The 15,288-nt window shown below is 69.6% G+C and carries 12 protein-coding genes; 7 read left to right on the top strand and 5 right to left on the bottom strand.

Features of this window, described 5'->3' with window-relative positions:
• Positions 1-64: 64 nt before the first annotated feature.
• The 6 genes from ACWC5C_RS21620 (at position 65) to ACWC5C_RS21595 (ending at position 7,103) form a co-directional block, all read left to right on the top strand.
• Positions 65-1,414, top strand: a complete 1,350-nt coding sequence (locus tag ACWC5C_RS21620; protein ID WP_450877556.1) for an MFS transporter — start codon at positions 65-67, stop codon at positions 1,412-1,414.
• A gap of 38 nt (positions 1,415-1,452) precedes the next feature.
• On the top strand, positions 1,453-2,844 hold the full coding sequence (locus ACWC5C_RS21615) for a protoporphyrinogen/coproporphyrinogen oxidase (RefSeq protein WP_450877554.1): 1,392 nt from the start codon (positions 1,453-1,455) through the stop codon (positions 2,842-2,844).
• A gap of 46 nt (positions 2,845-2,890) precedes the next feature.
• Complete coding sequence (locus ACWC5C_RS21610; RefSeq protein ID WP_450877552.1) at positions 2,891-3,772, top strand: dihydrodipicolinate synthase family protein; 882 nt, start codon at positions 2,891-2,893, stop codon at positions 3,770-3,772.
• The gene (locus ACWC5C_RS21605) at positions 3,769-5,301 is read left to right on the top strand and encodes an aminobutyraldehyde dehydrogenase (RefSeq protein WP_450877550.1); all 1,533 of its coding nucleotides are present in this window, start codon (positions 3,769-3,771) and stop codon (positions 5,299-5,301) included. Before ACWC5C_RS21610 ends, ACWC5C_RS21605 begins: the two co-directional genes overlap by 4 nt.
• 68 nt (positions 5,302-5,369) lie before the next feature.
• Positions 5,370-6,218, top strand: coding sequence for an alpha/beta hydrolase (locus tag ACWC5C_RS21600; protein ID WP_450877548.1), 849 nt, complete (start codon positions 5,370-5,372; stop codon positions 6,216-6,218).
• An 87-nt stretch (positions 6,219-6,305) separates the two neighbouring features.
• A complete protein-coding gene (locus tag ACWC5C_RS21595; RefSeq protein ID WP_450877546.1) occupies positions 6,306-7,103 on the top strand; it encodes a hypothetical protein in 798 nt (265 codons plus the stop codon).
• 104 nt (positions 7,104-7,207) lie between these two features.
• Here the strand turns inward: ACWC5C_RS21595 and ACWC5C_RS21590 are convergent, their stop codons facing one another.
• The 3 genes from ACWC5C_RS21590 to ACWC5C_RS21580 all read right to left on the bottom strand — a co-directional run bounded on the left by ACWC5C_RS21590 (position 7,208) and on the right by ACWC5C_RS21580 (position 10,828).
• Entirely contained in the window at positions 7,208-8,557 is a 1,350-nt protein-coding gene (locus ACWC5C_RS21590) for a class-II fumarase/aspartase family protein (protein WP_450877544.1), read from the bottom strand.
• Between the two features lie 8 nt (positions 8,558-8,565).
• The gene (locus ACWC5C_RS21585; protein WP_450877542.1) at positions 8,566-9,972 is read right to left on the bottom strand and encodes a cation:dicarboxylate symporter family transporter; all 1,407 of its coding nucleotides are present in this window, start codon (positions 9,970-9,972) and stop codon (positions 8,566-8,568) included.
• A gap of 130 nt (positions 9,973-10,102) precedes the next feature.
• Positions 10,103-10,828, bottom strand: coding sequence for a GntR family transcriptional regulator (locus ACWC5C_RS21580; protein ID WP_450877540.1), 726 nt, complete (start codon positions 10,826-10,828; stop codon positions 10,103-10,105).
• 118 nt (positions 10,829-10,946) lie between these two features.
• Here ACWC5C_RS21580 and ACWC5C_RS21575 point away from each other — a divergent pair, with 118 nt between their 5' ends.
• The gene (locus tag ACWC5C_RS21575; protein WP_450877538.1) at positions 10,947-12,359 is read left to right on the top strand and encodes an MFS transporter; all 1,413 of its coding nucleotides are present in this window, start codon (positions 10,947-10,949) and stop codon (positions 12,357-12,359) included.
• Between the two features lie 17 nt (positions 12,360-12,376).
• On the opposite strand, the gene ACWC5C_RS21570 is transcribed toward ACWC5C_RS21575, so the two are convergent.
• Positions 12,377-13,714 (bottom strand): dicarboxylate/amino acid:cation symporter, encoded by a 1,338-nt coding sequence (locus ACWC5C_RS21570; protein ID WP_450877536.1) that lies wholly within the window; start codon positions 13,712-13,714, stop codon positions 12,377-12,379.
• 64 nt (positions 13,715-13,778) lie between these two features.
• A complete protein-coding gene (gene aspA, locus ACWC5C_RS21565; protein WP_450877856.1) occupies positions 13,779-15,179 on the bottom strand; it encodes an aspartate ammonia-lyase in 1,401 nt (466 codons plus the stop codon).
• Positions 15,180-15,288 lie beyond the last annotated feature (109 nt).

Here is a 15,288-nt window from a genome sequence, read left to right as displayed (position 1 = left end):
CGTCCGGGTACCGCTCCCGGAGGCTGTGATGACCGCAAACGCAGGAAGCAACGCAGGAAACAGAGTGGATGACGCTCCCCTGTCGGGCTTCCACAAGAAACTGGCGCTGTACTCCTCCGGGGGACCGTTCCTCGACGGCTACGTCCTGAGCATCATCGGCGTCGCCATGGTGCAGATCACGCCACAGCTGGACCTGTCCGACTCCGCCCAGGGCCTCATCGGCGCCTCGGCGCTCATCGGCATCTTCCTCGGTGCCTTCGTGGGCGGCTGGCTGACCGACAAGTTCGGCCGGCAGCTCCTGTACACCATCGACCTGATCGCCATCATCGTCTGCTCGGTCGCCCAGTTCTGGGCCACCGATCCGGTGTGGCTGTTCGTCCTGCGGCTGCTGATCGGCATGGCGGTCGGCGCGGACTACCCCATCGCCACCTCGCTGCTGGCCGAGTTCACACCGCGCCGCTACCGGGGGCCGCTGCTCGGTGGCCTGGTCGTCATGTGGTTCGTGGGCGCCGCCACCGCGTACGTCGTCGGCGAGCTTCTGCTGTCGACCGGTGACGACGGGTGGCGGTGGATGCTCGCCAGCGCCACCCTGCCCGCCACGGTCATCGTGCTGCTGCGCCATGGCACGCCCGAGTCGCCGCGCTGGCTGGCGAACAAGGGCCGCACCGACGAGGCCGAGGCCGTCCTCAAGCAGGTGTACGGTCCCGACGCGACGATCGCCGACCTGACGTCGGAGGAGCACGAGAACGTCGACGTCAAGGCGATCATGCGCTCCGGCTACGGCGGACGCATGCTGTACATCTCCGTGTTCTGGACCTGTTCCGTGGTCCCGTTGTTCGCCATCTACGCCTTCGGTCCGAAGATCCTGGACGCGCTTCAGCTGGAAGGCGGCCTCGCCAACATCGGGGAGGCGCTGATCACCGTCATGTTCCTGCTCGGCTGTGTGATCGCCCTGCTCGGGGTGAACCGGATGGGCCGCCGCACCCTGGTCATCCACAGTTTCGTCTGGTCGGGCCTAGCCCTGCTGCTGCTCGGCATCTTCCCGCACGCCCCGTCGGGCGTGATCATGACCCTGTTCGCCCTGTACGCGATCATCATCGGCGGCACCCAGATCCTCCAGTGGATCTACCCGAACGAACTGTTCCCGACCGAAGTACGCGGCTCCGCCGTCGGGCTGGCCTCCTCCGTCAGCCGTATCGGCGCCGCCGTCGGGACCTATCTCGTCCCGCTGGCGCTGACCAGCTGGGGTATCGGCGGCACCATGATCGCCGCCGCCGCGATCAGCCTCGTCGGCGCCCTCGTGTCCGTCCTGTGGGCGCCCGAGACCCGGGGCATGGCCCTGCACGAAGCGGCCGCGCTGCCCACCCGGACCGGCGAGAGCGCCGAGACCGCCGGGCGCCCGGCGAGTGTCTGACCGCAAGTCATCTCCCCCCGCAACGGCTAGGGAAGGACATGATGAAGGACGTAGTGATCGTCGGAGGCGGCATCGCGGGGCTGTCCGCGGGCTGGCGCCTGCGGCACTGGGACACGCTGGTGCTGGAGTCGGAGGGCCGGGTCGGCGGACGCATCCGCTCGGAGCGCCGCGGACCGTACTGGCTCAACTGGGGCGGACACGTCTACGCGGGCGGAAACTCCTCCACGGCGTGGCTCCTGCGCGACACCGGCATCGACTCCACGCCGGTGACGGGATCGCTGGCCGGGCTGGCCATGAACGGCAAGCTGCTTCTCAACGGCCGGGTGGAAAGCTATCCGTTCCGGATCCCGATGCCGTGGTCCGCCCGCGCCGGGATGATGAAGGCCGGTGCCAAGGTCGCGCTCGCCGTCGCCAAGTACGCGCGGATCGTGCGGTTGCGGCCCGGCGAGGACGAGGCCGCCCGCCAGCGGCGGGTCTACGCGTTCATGAACGACCGTTCCTTCAAGGACTTCATCGGCGATCTGCCGGAGGACGCCGAGGCGCTGTTCAAGCCCACGGTGACCCGCTCGTCCGCCGACATCGACCAGCTGTCGGCAGGCGCGGGCGTCGGCTACTTCAGCCTGGTGTGGAACATCGGCGCCGGTCTCTCCCAGAGCATCCTCGGCGGCCCCTCCACCCTCACCGAGGGCATCGCCGCGGCCCTGTCGGACCGGGTGCGGCGGAACGCGGCCGTCGACGAGATCGTCCAGAAGAAGGGCTCGGTCGTCGTCCGCTACCGGCAGGACGGCGCCGCGCAAGAGGTCGAGGCCCGCTGCGTGGTCCTGGCCACTCCCGCGACCGTCAGCCACCGGATCGCGGTCGACCTCGACCGCGACGTCCGAGAGGCCCTGTCGAAGATCGTCTACGGCCCGTATGTGAGCGCGGCGTTCCTCACCGACGAGACCGAGCGTCAGAAGTGGGACGGCGCCTACGCCATCGCGACGCCGAAGCGGTCCTTCAACGTCCTGCTGAACATGTCGAACATCGCGCGCGGTCTGGAGCCGGAGCGCCGTCCCGGCAGCAGCGTCATGGCCTTCTCGCCGGGCACTCTGGCGCGGTCGCTCCTCGAACGCGACGACGACGACATCCGCCGGACCTACCTCGCCGACCTGGACCAGGTCCTGCCGGGCTGCGCCGACCACGTCGTCGAGGCCGAGGTCCAGCGCTGGCCCACCGGCTCGCCCTACTGCTTCCCCGGCCGCGGGGCGTTGCAGCAGACCCTGACCCGCCGCAGCGGCCGGGTGCTCCTGGCCGGTGACTACCTCGGCACCCTCTACACCGAGACCGCGATCCAGACCGGCCTGTCCGCCGCGCAAGAGGCGCAGAGCCTGCTGGCCACCGACCGGCAGGCCATCCCGCACGGCCTGGCGCCCCTGCGCGCCGTCACCTGAGTCCACCGCCCCCCTGTCCCCCAGTTTCTTCCGAGGAGACTCAAGCATGTCGTCACAGCTGAGCGGTGTCCTGACCGCCCTTGCCTCACCGTTCGCGCCGGACGGGCAGATTGACGAGAAGACACTGCGCCGCCTGGTCGACCGCAGTGTCGACGGCGGGGTCGACGGCGTCGTGGCCTGCGGTTCCACCGGTGAGTTCGCGGCGATGAACGGCGCGGAGCGGCGCCAGGTGGTCGAGACCGTCATCGACCAGGTGGCCGGACGGGTGCCGGTGATCGCCCAGACCGGTGCGCTGAGCACGAAGGAGGCGGTCGCGCTCTCCCGCCACGCGCAGTCCGCCGGAGCCTCGGTCCTGATGGTGGTGGCCCCGTACTACGAGCCGCTGACGCTGGAGGAGACGCTGCGCTATCTGCGCACCGTGGCCGATGCCGTGGACATCCCCATCATGCTCTACAACCTGCCCGCGGCCACCGGTGTGCCGCTCCCACCGGAGACGGTCGGGCAGCTCGCCCGCGAGGTCGAGAACATCCAGTACATCAAGGACACCAGCGCCGACATGGCGCAGGCCGGGCAGCTGATCCACCGGTACGGCGACGTCATCTCCACCTTCATCGGCTGGGACAGCCTCCTGCTCCAGGCCATCTCCGAGGGCGCCGCCGGGATCATGGCCGGGACGGCGAACGTGATTCCGGCCGAACTCGTCTCCATCCACCGTGCGTTGCGCGACGGCGAACTTGGGCGCGCGCGAGCGCAGTGGGCGCGGATCTACCCGCTGATGGACGCGATGATGTCCGCTCCGTTCATTCCGGCGGTCAAGGCCGCCCTGGAGGCGTCCGGGTTCCCCATCGGGCCTCCGCGCGAACCGGTGCTCGGCCTCGACGCCGCCACGGCCACCAGGATCTCCGCCCTGATCGAGGAGCTGGCATGACGACTTCCACCGGACCCACGACGGCCACCGGACCCACGGCGGCCACCGTCCGCCGCGCACCGGATGACGCCCCGCCGCTGATCTCCCCCGCCGACCTCCCTCCGGCCCGTCATTTCATCGGCGGAACGTTCCCCGAGGGCTCGTCCGAGCGCGTCATCGAGGTGGTCGATCCGAGCACGGAGAGCGTCATCGCCCGGATTCCCGAGGGCACCGCCGAGGACATCGACCGGGCCGTGGCCGCCGCGGCGGGGGCGAAGGACACCTGGGCGCGGCTGGTCCCCAAGGACCGCTCGGAGGTGCTGCACGCCATCGCCGACCGGCTGGCCGAGCACACCGACCTCCTCGTCCGGCTGGAGTCGGCGAACACCGGTAAGCCGCTCGAGGTGTCCCGGGACGACGTCGCCATGACCATCGACGCCTTCCGCTTCATGGCCGGTGCGTCGCGCGCGACCACCTCGATGGCCGCCGGGGAGTACGCCGAGGACCACCTGTCGGTCATTCTGCGGGAACCACTCGGGGTCATCGGGGTGATCACACCGTGGAACTATCCCCTGCTGATGGCGGCCTGGAAGATCGCGCCCATTCTCGCCGCGGGTAACACCCTGGTCATCAAGCCGTCCGAGCAGACTCCGCTGACGACGCTGAAGTTCGCCGAACTCGTCGCCGGTCTTCTGCCGCCGGGAGTGGTGAACGTGGTGACCGGCTACGGCGCGGTGACCGGCGCCCGGCTCGCCGAGCACCCGGACGTGGACATGATCGCCCTGACCGGTTCGGTCCCCAGCGGCCGCGCCGTGGCCCGGGCCGCCGCGGACACTCTCAAGCGCGTGCACCTCGAACTCGGCGGCAAGGCCCCGGTTCTGATCTTCCCGGACGCCGATCTCGCGGCCGCCGCCTCGTCCCTGCGCACCGCCGCGTTCTGGAACGCGGGCCAGGAGTGCGGGGCCGCCTGCCGGATCCTCGTCCATGAATCGGTCGCCGAGCGGTTCACGGAACAACTCGTCGGCGAGGTAGGGTCGTTGGCGGTCGGCGAGCCACGCGCGGGCGAGGAGACCGAGGTCGGCCCCATGGTCTCGAAGGCACACTTCGACCGCGTCACCGGGTACCTGGAGCGCGCGAAGAAGGACGGCGCCCGCGTGGCGACCGGGGGCGAAGCTCTCGACGGGCCCGGCTACTTCATCGCCCCGACCGTGCTGGTCGGCCTCCCCGAGGGAGCGGAAGCCACTCGCCAGGAGATCTTCGGCCCCGTGGTCACGGTCGAGACCTTCGCCGACGAGGACGAGGCGGTACGGCGGGCCAATGACACCCCGCTGGGCCTGTCGGCGTCGGTGTGGACCGAGAACGCCCGCCGCAGCCACGCCATCGCCGCGCGCCTGGACAGCGGAACGGTCTGGGTGAACTCACACCTCGTCCTGGCCTGCGAAGCTCCCTGGGGCGGCTTCAAGGGATCCGGCTACGGCCGGGACCTGTCGGTCTACGCGCTGGAGGACTTCTCGCGCACCAAGCATGTGATGCACCACCACGGACGCTGATCCCGTGCGGTGATGAGGTCGGGAGGAGTTCGCGCCACGGCTCCGGTTCCGCTGAGTAAGGTGAGCCAATGCAGCCTACGTTTGTACTGGTTCACGGAGCTTTCGCGAACTCCTTCTCCTTCGCACCACTCCAGGCCGAACTCGGCCTCCTCGGGCACCGTTCGGTCGCCGTCGATCTGCCGGGCCATGGCTTCGGGGCAACCTACCCGCGCGCCTATCAGGCGCCGCAGGACCTTGAAGAGTTCGCCACCGCACCGGGCTCGATCAAGGGCGTCACCCTCGCGGACAACGCGGCTCACCTGATCGCGGTCCTGGAACGGGCCAAGCGCAACGGTCCGGTCATCCTCGTCGCGCACAGCCGTGGCGGTGTCACGGCCACCGCCGCGGCCAACGCCCGGCCGGACCTGATCGACCGCATCGTCTACGTCTCGGCCTGGTGCCCGGTCGATCTGGACGTGGGCGGCTACTACGCCGAGCCGGAGATGGCCACCGTCGACGTGGCGTCGCTGGCTCCGGCGATGGCCGGGAACCCGGCGGAACTGGGCCTGCTCCGCACCAACTTCCGCACTGCGGATCCGGACGTGCTCGCGGCGTTCAAGGCGGCCTTCTTCGCCGATGGCACCGACGACGAGTTCCTGACGTTCCTGAACACGTTCCAGCCCGACGAGAACCTGGACGTCGGAAGTTCCGCCGACCGGGCTCAGGCCGCGACCTGGGGCCGCCTCCCGAAGACCTACGTACGGCTGGCCGATGACGCGAGCCTGCCGCTCGCCCTGCAGGACCGGCTGATCCGCGAGGGCGACGCGCTGACGCCGGACAACCCGTACGACGTCCGCACCCTCGACGGCAGCCATCTGAAGTGGCTGACCGACCCGGCACCGGCGGCGCGAGTTCTGGGTGAACTCGCCACGCTGTGAGCGATGTGTCACGAGCGCGTATCCGTCTCGTAGCAGACACCCACCCGGTGGATGGCGCGAAAGCGCTGTTCACTTAGGGTGTCGATCATGTCTCAGTCAAAAGCTTTCCTGCGCAACGCTCCGAAGAAGACCCTGATCGCGGCCCTCGGCATCGGCATGGCCGTCGCCCTGACCGGATGCAACGAAGACACCAAGGCCGCGGATAAGGACACCGGTGCGGCGGGGTCGAAGGCGCCCTCGGCGGACTCGTCCCCGTCGTCCGCCCCGACGGGCTCCTCGGCCGACAAGCCGGTGGCCGCGGGATGGCAGACGCAGACATCGCAGAAGCACCACTTCAGCTATGACGTGCCCGCCAAGGCCGACAAGTGGAAGGTCCTCGGCGCCGACACGGCCCTCTCCTACACGGACCAGAACGGCAAGCCGATCGTCGTCATGACCGGGTCCGCCAACTACCGTGAGGGCGGCTGCTCGTCGAGCCCCAACCCGAAGGCCATGGGTGAGGCGGGCAAGGGTCAGCTCGCCACCGTGGGCACCACGGGCGGCGGCACGGACGGCAGCCTGCAGGAGAACGCCCGCAACTGGGCGGGCAACTGGGGCTTCGCCGCGTACGGCGGTCCGGACCACAAGCCGAAGATCGAGGTCAGCCAGCCGAAGCCGTGGAAGGAAGGCGGGATCAGCGGTTACACCGCGACCGCGAAGGTCACCGTCACCAACCGCCCCAGCAAGTGTGTCCCGCCGACCGCGGTCGTGCACAGCATCGCGCAGAAGCTGCCGGACGGCACCATGCACGGCTGGGTGATCTACGCGGACCAGGGTGTGCCGAACGCGCTGACGGACACCGAGATCAAGAAGGTCATGGCCACCGTCCGGTCCACGGACGGCTGACAACGGCTCCCGGCTGACGGACCCGTACACCGGCCGTACCCGCCCACCACGCCACCCTGAGTTTCCCGGGGGCACGGTGGCCGGGTGCGGCCACACGGCCACCTCTATCGAGGGGTGCGGGCCACACCGCGGGCCATGGTGGTCGCGCTCCCCAGATAGCGGGCGGGATCGCACAGCTCGCTGATCCGTTCGGCGCCCAGCCGCTTCACCAGCTCGGCGTGGCCGTGGAGTTCGGCCTCCAGGGTGGTACCGGTCTCGATGGCGGCGCGGCAGGCCTCGTAGACGACATCGTGGGCCCGCTGGCGGCCCAGGACGGGCGCGACGTCCATCATGACGGCTTCGGCGACGATGAGCCCTCCGGTGATGTGGGTGTTCTGACGCATCCTGTCGACGTTCACCTCCAGTCCGGAGAGCATGAACTCGGCCTGGTGGAGGGAGCTGGACAGGAGCAGGAATGCCTCGGGCACCGCGGCCCACTCCAGGTGCCAGGGGCCGGTGGCGCGTTCGAAGTCCTGCATCATGGCGTCGAGGACGGTCGTGGACCTGTCGCGGAGCAGTTTGGCGGCCGCGAACATCAGCTCGCTGGAGATGGGATTGCGCTTCTGCGGCATGGTCGAGCTGGCTCCCCGCCCCGGGACGAAGGGCTCCGCCACTTCGCCGAATTCGGAGGAGCACATCATCATCACGTCCCAGGCGATCTTGCCCAGTGAGCCGCCGATCGCGGCGAACAGCGTGACGAGTTCGACGAGTCCGTCACGGGCGACGTGCCAGGTGATCTCGGGGTCGCGTAGCTCCAGTTCGGCGGCCAGGACGGCCCGGGTCTCCAGGCCCTCCGGGCCCGGGCCGAGGGAGGCCAGGGTGCCCGCGGCGCCACCGAACTGCACCATCAGGGCGCGTCGGCGGGCCTGTTCCAGGCGCTCAGCGTGCCGGTCCAGGGCGGAGAGCCATACGGCGCAGCGGTAGCCGAAGGTGACGGGGAGGGCGTGCTGAAGGTGGGTGCGTCCGGCGGTGACGGTGTCGGCGTGGTCGTCCGCGAGCTGCTGGAGGGCGCGGCGTACGCGGTCGAGCCGGTCCTGGAGGAGCGCGACGCCGCTCTTGCACTGGAGCATCACCGCGGTGTCCATGACGTCCTGGGTGGTGGCGCCCCAGTGGAGGTACCGGCCCGCGTCCCCGCACTGCTCCGCCACCTGCCTGACGACCGGCAGGACCGGATAGCCGACGATCTCCGTCTCCGTGCGCAGCCGCTCCAGGTCGAGACCCTCGGCGTCGGCCCCGGCGGCGATGTTCTCCGCCGCCTCGGCGGGGATGATGCCCACCTTGGCCTGGGAGCGGGCGAGGGCGATCTCGGTGTCGATGATGCGCTGGACGTAGGCGGTGTCGCTGAAGACCTCGCGCATGTCCGGGGTGCCGAACATGTCGCGGAACAGCAGGGAATCGAAGACGGTGCTGCTCATTCGCTGGCTCACTTCGCGGTGGTGGGGCGGGGGCGGGGCATGTCGTATCGATCGGGCTCGGGAGCGGACTCGGGTTCGGGTTCGGGTTCGGGTTCGGGTTCGGGTTCGGCGAGGAACGCGTCGGGGTCGACCAGGGCCCGCCGTACCGTGTGGACGTCCATCTCCTTGCACCACTTGGCCAGTACGAAGGTGGCGACGACGTTGCCGAAGGTGTTGCAGAACGCGGTGGCCATCGACATGAAGCGGTAGACGCCGAAGAGCACGGCCGTGCCCTCGACCGGGAGGTTGCCGGTCGCGGCGACGGTGGAGGCGAAGACGACGAACGTCCCGCCGGACACAGTGGCCGCGCCCTTGGACGTCAGCAGCATGATGAGCAGCAGGCCGAGCTGTTCGGGGATGCCCATCGGGATCCCGTAGGCGTTGGCGACGAACAGGGTGCAGATGGACATGTAGAGGGAGGTGCCGTCGAGGTTGAAGGCGTAGCCGGTGGGCACGATCAGGCCGACGCTCTGCTTCGAACATCCGGCCCTGACCAGCTTCTTCAGCAGCCCGGGCAGCGCGGCTTCGGACGATGCGGTGCCGAGGACGAGCGTCATCTCGACGCGCACGTAACGCAGGATGCGCCAGATGTTGAATCCGGCGATCAGACAGACGAGCCCCAGGACGCCGAATACGAACACGGCGACGACCAGCCAGTACTGGAGGACGAGTTCGGTCAGGGCCAGGAGCATCGCGCCGCCGCTGGTGCCCACCGAGTACGCGATGGCGCCGAAGGCCCCGATCGGGGCGAGCTTCATGACGACGTTGACGAAGCCGAAGAACGCCTCCGAGACGACTTCGAGGCCCGAGTTGATCCGCTCCCGCATCTGCGGCTTCAGCGCCAGGAGGCCGACTCCGAACAGGACGGCCACGACGACGACCTGCAGGAGCTGCCCGGAGGAGAAGGCGCCGACGAAGTTGTCGGGAACGATGTCCCGGAGGAAGGCGGTGATCCCGTGCTCGCCCTCCCCCGCCGGGGGCGCCTGGGACGCGTCGGCGCCCGAGGCGAGGTCCCCCGCGCCCTTGCCCACGCCGAAGAGGTTCGCGGCCACCAGGCCGATGAGCAGGGCGGCGGTGGAGACGACCTCGAAGTAGATGAGCGCCACGAGCCCGAGGCGACTGGCCTTCTTCAGATCTCCGGCCGAGGCGATGCCCATGACCACGGTGAAGAAGACCAGCGGCGCGACCCCGGCTTTGACCAGCGCCAGGAACAGATCGCCGATGATCTTCAGGTCCGCCGCGAAGCCGGGAAAGGCGAAGCCGACGGCGACGCCCAGGGCCATCGCGATGACGACCTGTGCCATGAGCCCCCGGTACCAGGGCTTGTGAGCCGCCGGGGGCGGGCCGGTGTCCAGAAGCTGCTGTTGCGATCTCATGCAGCACGTCCTTGTCTAGACATGAGGTGTGTCTAGACAAGAATGCTCACGAGAAAGCGAGTGTCAAGAGTTGTTCGGAAAGGTGTTCGGGCAGTCGCTCACGGTGTGCGGCCGACGCGCGCCGGTCGCGCTAATTCCGCTGCAGAACCGTCTCGTAAACGAAGCGGTCACCGGCGTGCGTGCTCACGGCGACCTCGAACAGGGCACCCGAGGCGTCGTAGTAGCGGCGTACGAATTCCAGCCCTGGGGTTCCCGGCGCCACCCCGAGGTACGCCGCCGCCTCCGCGGACACGCCCACCGCCCGTACCTGCTGCACCACCCGCTCCACGGCGCGCCCGGTGCGGGCCTCGACCGAGTCGGCGATCAGCCGGCGGCTCTCCTCCAGGTCCCCGGCCACCGCCTTGGCGTCCTCCGGGCCCAGATACACCCGCGCCCAGGACACGACCTCATCGGGCCTTCCGGGGTCCCGCCGGGTGGAGGTGACGCACACCTGCCTGGATCCCTCGGCCAGTCCGGTGACGGCCGCCAGCGCGGCGTCCACCGTCACCGGCTCCACCGACAGGACGCTCCGCACGGCGGCCTCGCCGTACTGCGTCAGATCCCCGACGCTCCCGAGCTGCGCGGTGAACGCGGCGACCGGCGCCGAGCGTTCCACCCGGGTGCCCGTTCCCGGATGCCGGGAGATGAGACGGGCCTCTTCCAGACGCCGCAACGACCGCCGCAGCGTTTCCCGCGAGACGCCGTACTCGGCGGCGAGCTCGGGCTCGGTGGGCAGCAAGTCGCCCACAGCCCACCGGCCCGCCGCGATCTTCCTCATGAGGTCGCCCGCGATCACCACGTACCGCGGCTCACCCACGACGAACTCCCTGCTGCTCCGGACCCAACCACCGGAATCCTAGTACTCCCAGCGGCCCGGCACGCCGCTGAGCTGGTCAAGCCGTGGGAGGCACGCGTCCTGGGAATACCGTGTCGCCATGGTGCGCGCCGGTACTCCGCAGGCCGATCAGCCGGACAGGGCCGGGGCTCCGGACCGGTCCCTGGCCCCGCTTCTCGCGGTCTGCGCGGGCTATTTCATGGTCATCCTGGACGTGACCGTCATCAACGTCGCCGTTCCCGTGGTGGGACGGGAGCTGTCGGCCTCGATCACCGGAATCCAGTGGATCACGGACGGCTACACCCTGGTCTTCGCCGGTCTGCTGCTCACCGGCGGCGCGCTGGGCGACCGGCTGGGAAACCGCCGGATCTTCTGCACCGGGGTGGTGGTGTTCACCGTGGCCTCGGCCGGGTGCGGGGTGGCGCGGAGCGCGGGGACCCTGGTCGCCGCCCGGCTCCTGGAAGGACTCGGCGCGGCATTGATCGTGCCCGGCTCCCTCGCCCTCCTCCAGCAGGCGTATCCCTCGCCCGCCGCGCGCTCGCGCGCCTTCGGTCTGTGGGGCTCGATGGCAGGCATCGCCGCCTCCGTCGGCCCTCTCCTGGGCGGCCTGCTGGTCACCACCGTGGGGTGGCGCTGGGTGTTCTTCATCAACCTGCCCGTCGGCTGCGCGTGTCTGCTGCTGACGCTGCGCCACGTACCCGCTTCGGCCCGGCGCCTGGACCGCCCCGTGGACTGGCCCGCCCAGTGTGCGCTCATCGCGATGGTGGCCCTGCTGATCGCCGTCCTCAACGAGGCGGGACGACGGGGCCCGGCGGACCCGCTGATTCTCGTCGGGGCCGGTTTGTGTGTGCTCGCCGCTGTCGCGTTCATCCTGCGCGAGCGCCTGGCCCGCACCCCCGTGCTGCCCCTGCGGCTGCTGCGCTCCCGCTCGCTGAGCGGGGGCGCGGCCATCGGTCTGCTGTTCAACTTCGCCTTCTACGGCATGATTTTCACCGCCAGCCTGTACTTCCAGCACCAGCGCGGCCTGTCCGCGCTGCGCACGGGGATCGCCCTCTTCCCGGCGGTGGTGATGACGATGTTCGCCTCCGTCCTGTCCGGGCGGCTTGCGCGCCGCACCGGACACCGTCCGCTGGTGCTCACGGGCATGCTCCTGGGAGCGGCGGGGCTGGCGGGCTGGGCCGCCGCCGGACCGGAGCCGGGCTACGCGCTGCTCGTGGCACCGATGATGGCGGCGGGCTTCGGCACGTCCTTCGCCCTCACCGGGTCGACCGCCACAGTGATGTCAGCCGCCCCGGACGAGTACTCCGGCACCGCCTCCGCCCTCTTCAACACCGCCCGCCAGATCGGCAGCGCCGTGGGCGTCGCGCTGGGAGGGTCGCTGCTGGCCGCCTCGACCAGCTTCAGCGCGGGGCTGCGGGCCAGTATGGCCATCGGCGCGGCGGCCTATCTGACGGCCGCCGTCCTCGCGCTCTTCTGTGTCCCCCGCAAGGCGCCCCGCCACGTGGCCGTCTGACGGGCCCTTCACCCCGGTCAGCTCTTCACGGGCTCGTGGTCGGGTACGGCCACTTCCCCCGCCTCGCGCGGCGTGTCCTGTCCGGCGTTCCTCTTGGACTCCGAACGGTCCACGACGGCGGCGGCCAGCGCGTTCCCGACGACGTTCACCGCGGTACGGGCCATGTCGACGATGAAGTCGACGCCGACCAGGAGCGCGACCCCCTCGGGCGGGATGCCGATCGTCTTGCCCGCGGCGAGGAGCACGACGATCGAGGCCGAGGTGACGCCCGCCATCCCCTTCGACAGCACCACCAGGACACCGACCATGAGCAGCAGCGACGGGATCGAGGTGTCCGTGCCGTAGGCGTGGGCGAGATACACCAGGGCGGTGGCCTGGTAGAGCACGGAGCCGTCGGTGTTGAACGAGTAGCCGAGGGGGACGACGAACGAGGCCGTCGAGCGGCTGACGCCGAAGTCTTCGAGCTTGCCCATCAGCGGTGCCAGCACCGCTTCGGAGCTGCGCGTGATGAAGGCGATGCCGACGAGTCCGCCGATCGTCTTGAGCAGGTCCACGTACCGGATGCGGTAGATCAGCGCGATGGCCGGGAAAATCACGCCGAGGACGATGGCCAGGCCCGCGTAGACCACGGCGATGAAACCGGCGAGGCTCTTGAGGTTGCCGAATCCGTAGTGCGCCACGTCGTAGCTGATGAAGCCGAGGACGCCCACCGGAGCGACGCGGATGACATAGCCGACGACCTTGAACATGGCCGACGAGAGGGATTCCAGGACCGAGGCGACGGGCGCGGACTTCTCGCCGATGGCCGCCATCCCGACGCCGAGGAAGAGCGCGAAGACGATCGCGGCGAGCAGGTTGCCCTCGGCGAACGCGGCGAAGACGTTCTTCGGGACCGAGTGGAGGATCAGCTCGTGGAAGTCGACGCCCTGGTCCATGGTTTCCAGGCTCTTGGTGTCGCCACCGGCGACCGGGGCGCCCCTGCCGATGCCGGTGACCTCGGCCAGGGTCACCGCGACCACGAGGACCACCGTGGTGACGATCTCGAAGTACAGGATGGCCTTACCGGCGATCCGGCCCACCTTCTTCACCGACTCCATGCGGGCGACACCCAGCACGATCAGCGGGAAGACCAGGGGCAGCACGACCATCTGCACCAGGTTCAGGAAGATGTCCCCGAGGATTTTGAGCTGCTCGCCCACGTTCGGCGCGAGCGCTCCGATCAGCGCGCCGAGGCCGACGGCGAGCGCCGACTGCACACCGAGCGGCAGCCGCCACCAGCGCCGGGTGCGCGTCGGCGAGGCCGTCACAGAGGAGTCGCCTCCGGCGCGCTCATCGGGGATCTGAGGTGTCTTCATAGGGGGAACTCCATAGGTTGCACGCGTTACGTGGTGGCCAGCGGCTCTGCGGCCGTGATCGGCGTCAGCCGGTTGTCCTGGCGATCTCGGCCGGGCGGAGCAGGGCGGCCAGCCGGTCGGCCGGGAGCAGTCCCTTCTCCAGGACGAGTTCGGCGACTCCGCGCCCGGTGGCGAGGGCTTCCTTGGCGATGTGGGTGGCGGCCGTGTAGCCGATGTGGGGGTTGAGTGCGGTGACCAGGCCGATGGAGTTCTCGACGGTGGCGCGCAGCTCGTCGGCGTTGGCGGTGATGCCGGAGACGCACCGGTCGGCGAGGACCAGGCAGGCGGCGCGCAGGTGGGTGACGCTCTCCGAGAGGGAGTGCAGGATGATCGGCTCGAAGGCGTTGAGCTGGAGCTGTCCGGCCTCGGCGGCCATGGTGATGGCCACGTCGTTGCCGATCACCTCGAACGCCACCTGGTTGACGACCTCGGGGATGACCGGGTTGACCTTGCCGGGCATGATGCTCGAACCGGCCTGCACCGGCGGCAGGTTGATCTCATTGAGCCCGGCACGCGGACCCGAGGAGAGCAGCCGCAGATCGTTGCAGCTCTTGGACAGCTTGACCGCGATGCGCTTGAGAACGCCCGACAGATGGACGAACGCGCCACAGTCCTGGGTGGCCTCCACCAGGTTGGCGGCGGTGATCAGCGGCAGCCCGGTGATGTCCTCCAGATGCCCGCGAGCGGCCTCGGCATAGCCCTTGGGGGCGTTGAGGCCGGTGCCGATCGCGGTCGCGCCGAGGTTGATCTCGTGCACCAGGCCGGATGCCTCCAGCAACCGGCTCTGGTCCTCCTCCAGCATCACGGCGTACGAGGAGAACTCCTGGCCGAGCGTCATGGGCACCGCGTCCTGGAGCTGGGTGCGGCCCATCTTCAGGATGTCGTGGAACTCCTCGGCCTTGGCGGCGAACGCCTCCCGCAACACACCCATCGCGTCAAGCAGTTCATGGACGGCGATGACGGTGGCGACCTTGAGGGCCGTCGGGTAGACGTCGTTGGTGGACTGGCTGAGGTTGACGTGTTCGTTGGGGTGGAGGACGCCGTACTCGCCCTTCTCATGGCCGAGGATCTCCAGGGCCCGGTTGGCGATGACCTCGTTGGCGTTCATGTTCGTCGAGGTACCGGCGCCACCCTGGATCACGTCCACGGTGAACTGATCGTGCAGTCGGCCGTTCCGGATCTCCTGGCAGGCGGCGACGATGGCCGCGGCCTTCTCCGGGGCCAGGAGTCCGAGGTCTTCATTGGCGCGGGCGGTGGCCTCCTTGACCGCCGCGAGCGCGTTGATCAGGTGCGGGTACGCGGAGATCGCCGTACCGGTGATGGGGAAGTTCTCCCGGGCGCGCAGGGTGTGGATGCCCCAGTACGCGTCGGCGGGGACGTCCCGGTCGCCGAGGAGATCGTGCTCGCGGCGATGGTCCGCGGTGATGGACACAGAGGTTTCCTTCGTGGGGGTGGGGCGTGAGCATGCGGGACGGGACATGACGCGGGCATGTCAGCGCATATCGCCGACGACGGGCCGATGATCGGTATCGAGG

Source organism: Streptomyces sp. NPDC001700 (assembly GCF_053596435.1).
This window is presented reverse-complemented; position numbering and strand designations above follow the sequence as displayed.

Bases quoted from the DNA above. Each gene is read 5' to 3' on its own strand.
- ACWC5C_RS21585 (WP_450877542.1), bottom strand. From the start codon at position 9,972: ATGAGATCGCAACAGCAGCTTCTGGACACCGGCCCGCCCCCGGCGGCT.
- ACWC5C_RS21615 (WP_450877554.1), top strand. From the start codon at position 1,453: ATGATGAAGGACGTAGTGATCGTCGGAGGCGGCATCGCGGGGCTGTCC.
- ACWC5C_RS21590 (WP_450877544.1), bottom strand. From the start codon at position 8,557: ATGAGCAGCACCGTCTTCGATTCCCTGCTGTTCCGCGACATGTTCGGC.
- ACWC5C_RS21600 (WP_450877548.1), top strand. From the start codon at position 5,370: ATGCAGCCTACGTTTGTACTGGTTCACGGAGCTTTCGCGAACTCCTTC.
- ACWC5C_RS21570 (WP_450877536.1), bottom strand. From the start codon at position 13,714: ATGAAGACACCTCAGATCCCCGATGAGCGCGCCGGAGGCGACTCCTCT.
- ACWC5C_RS21575 (WP_450877538.1), top strand. From the start codon at position 10,947: ATGGTGCGCGCCGGTACTCCGCAGGCCGATCAGCCGGACAGGGCCGGG.
- ACWC5C_RS21610 (WP_450877552.1), top strand. From the start codon at position 2,891: ATGTCGTCACAGCTGAGCGGTGTCCTGACCGCCCTTGCCTCACCGTTC.
- ACWC5C_RS21605 (WP_450877550.1), top strand. From the start codon at position 3,769: ATGACGACTTCCACCGGACCCACGACGGCCACCGGACCCACGGCGGCC.
- ACWC5C_RS21595 (WP_450877546.1), top strand. From the start codon at position 6,306: ATGTCTCAGTCAAAAGCTTTCCTGCGCAACGCTCCGAAGAAGACCCTG.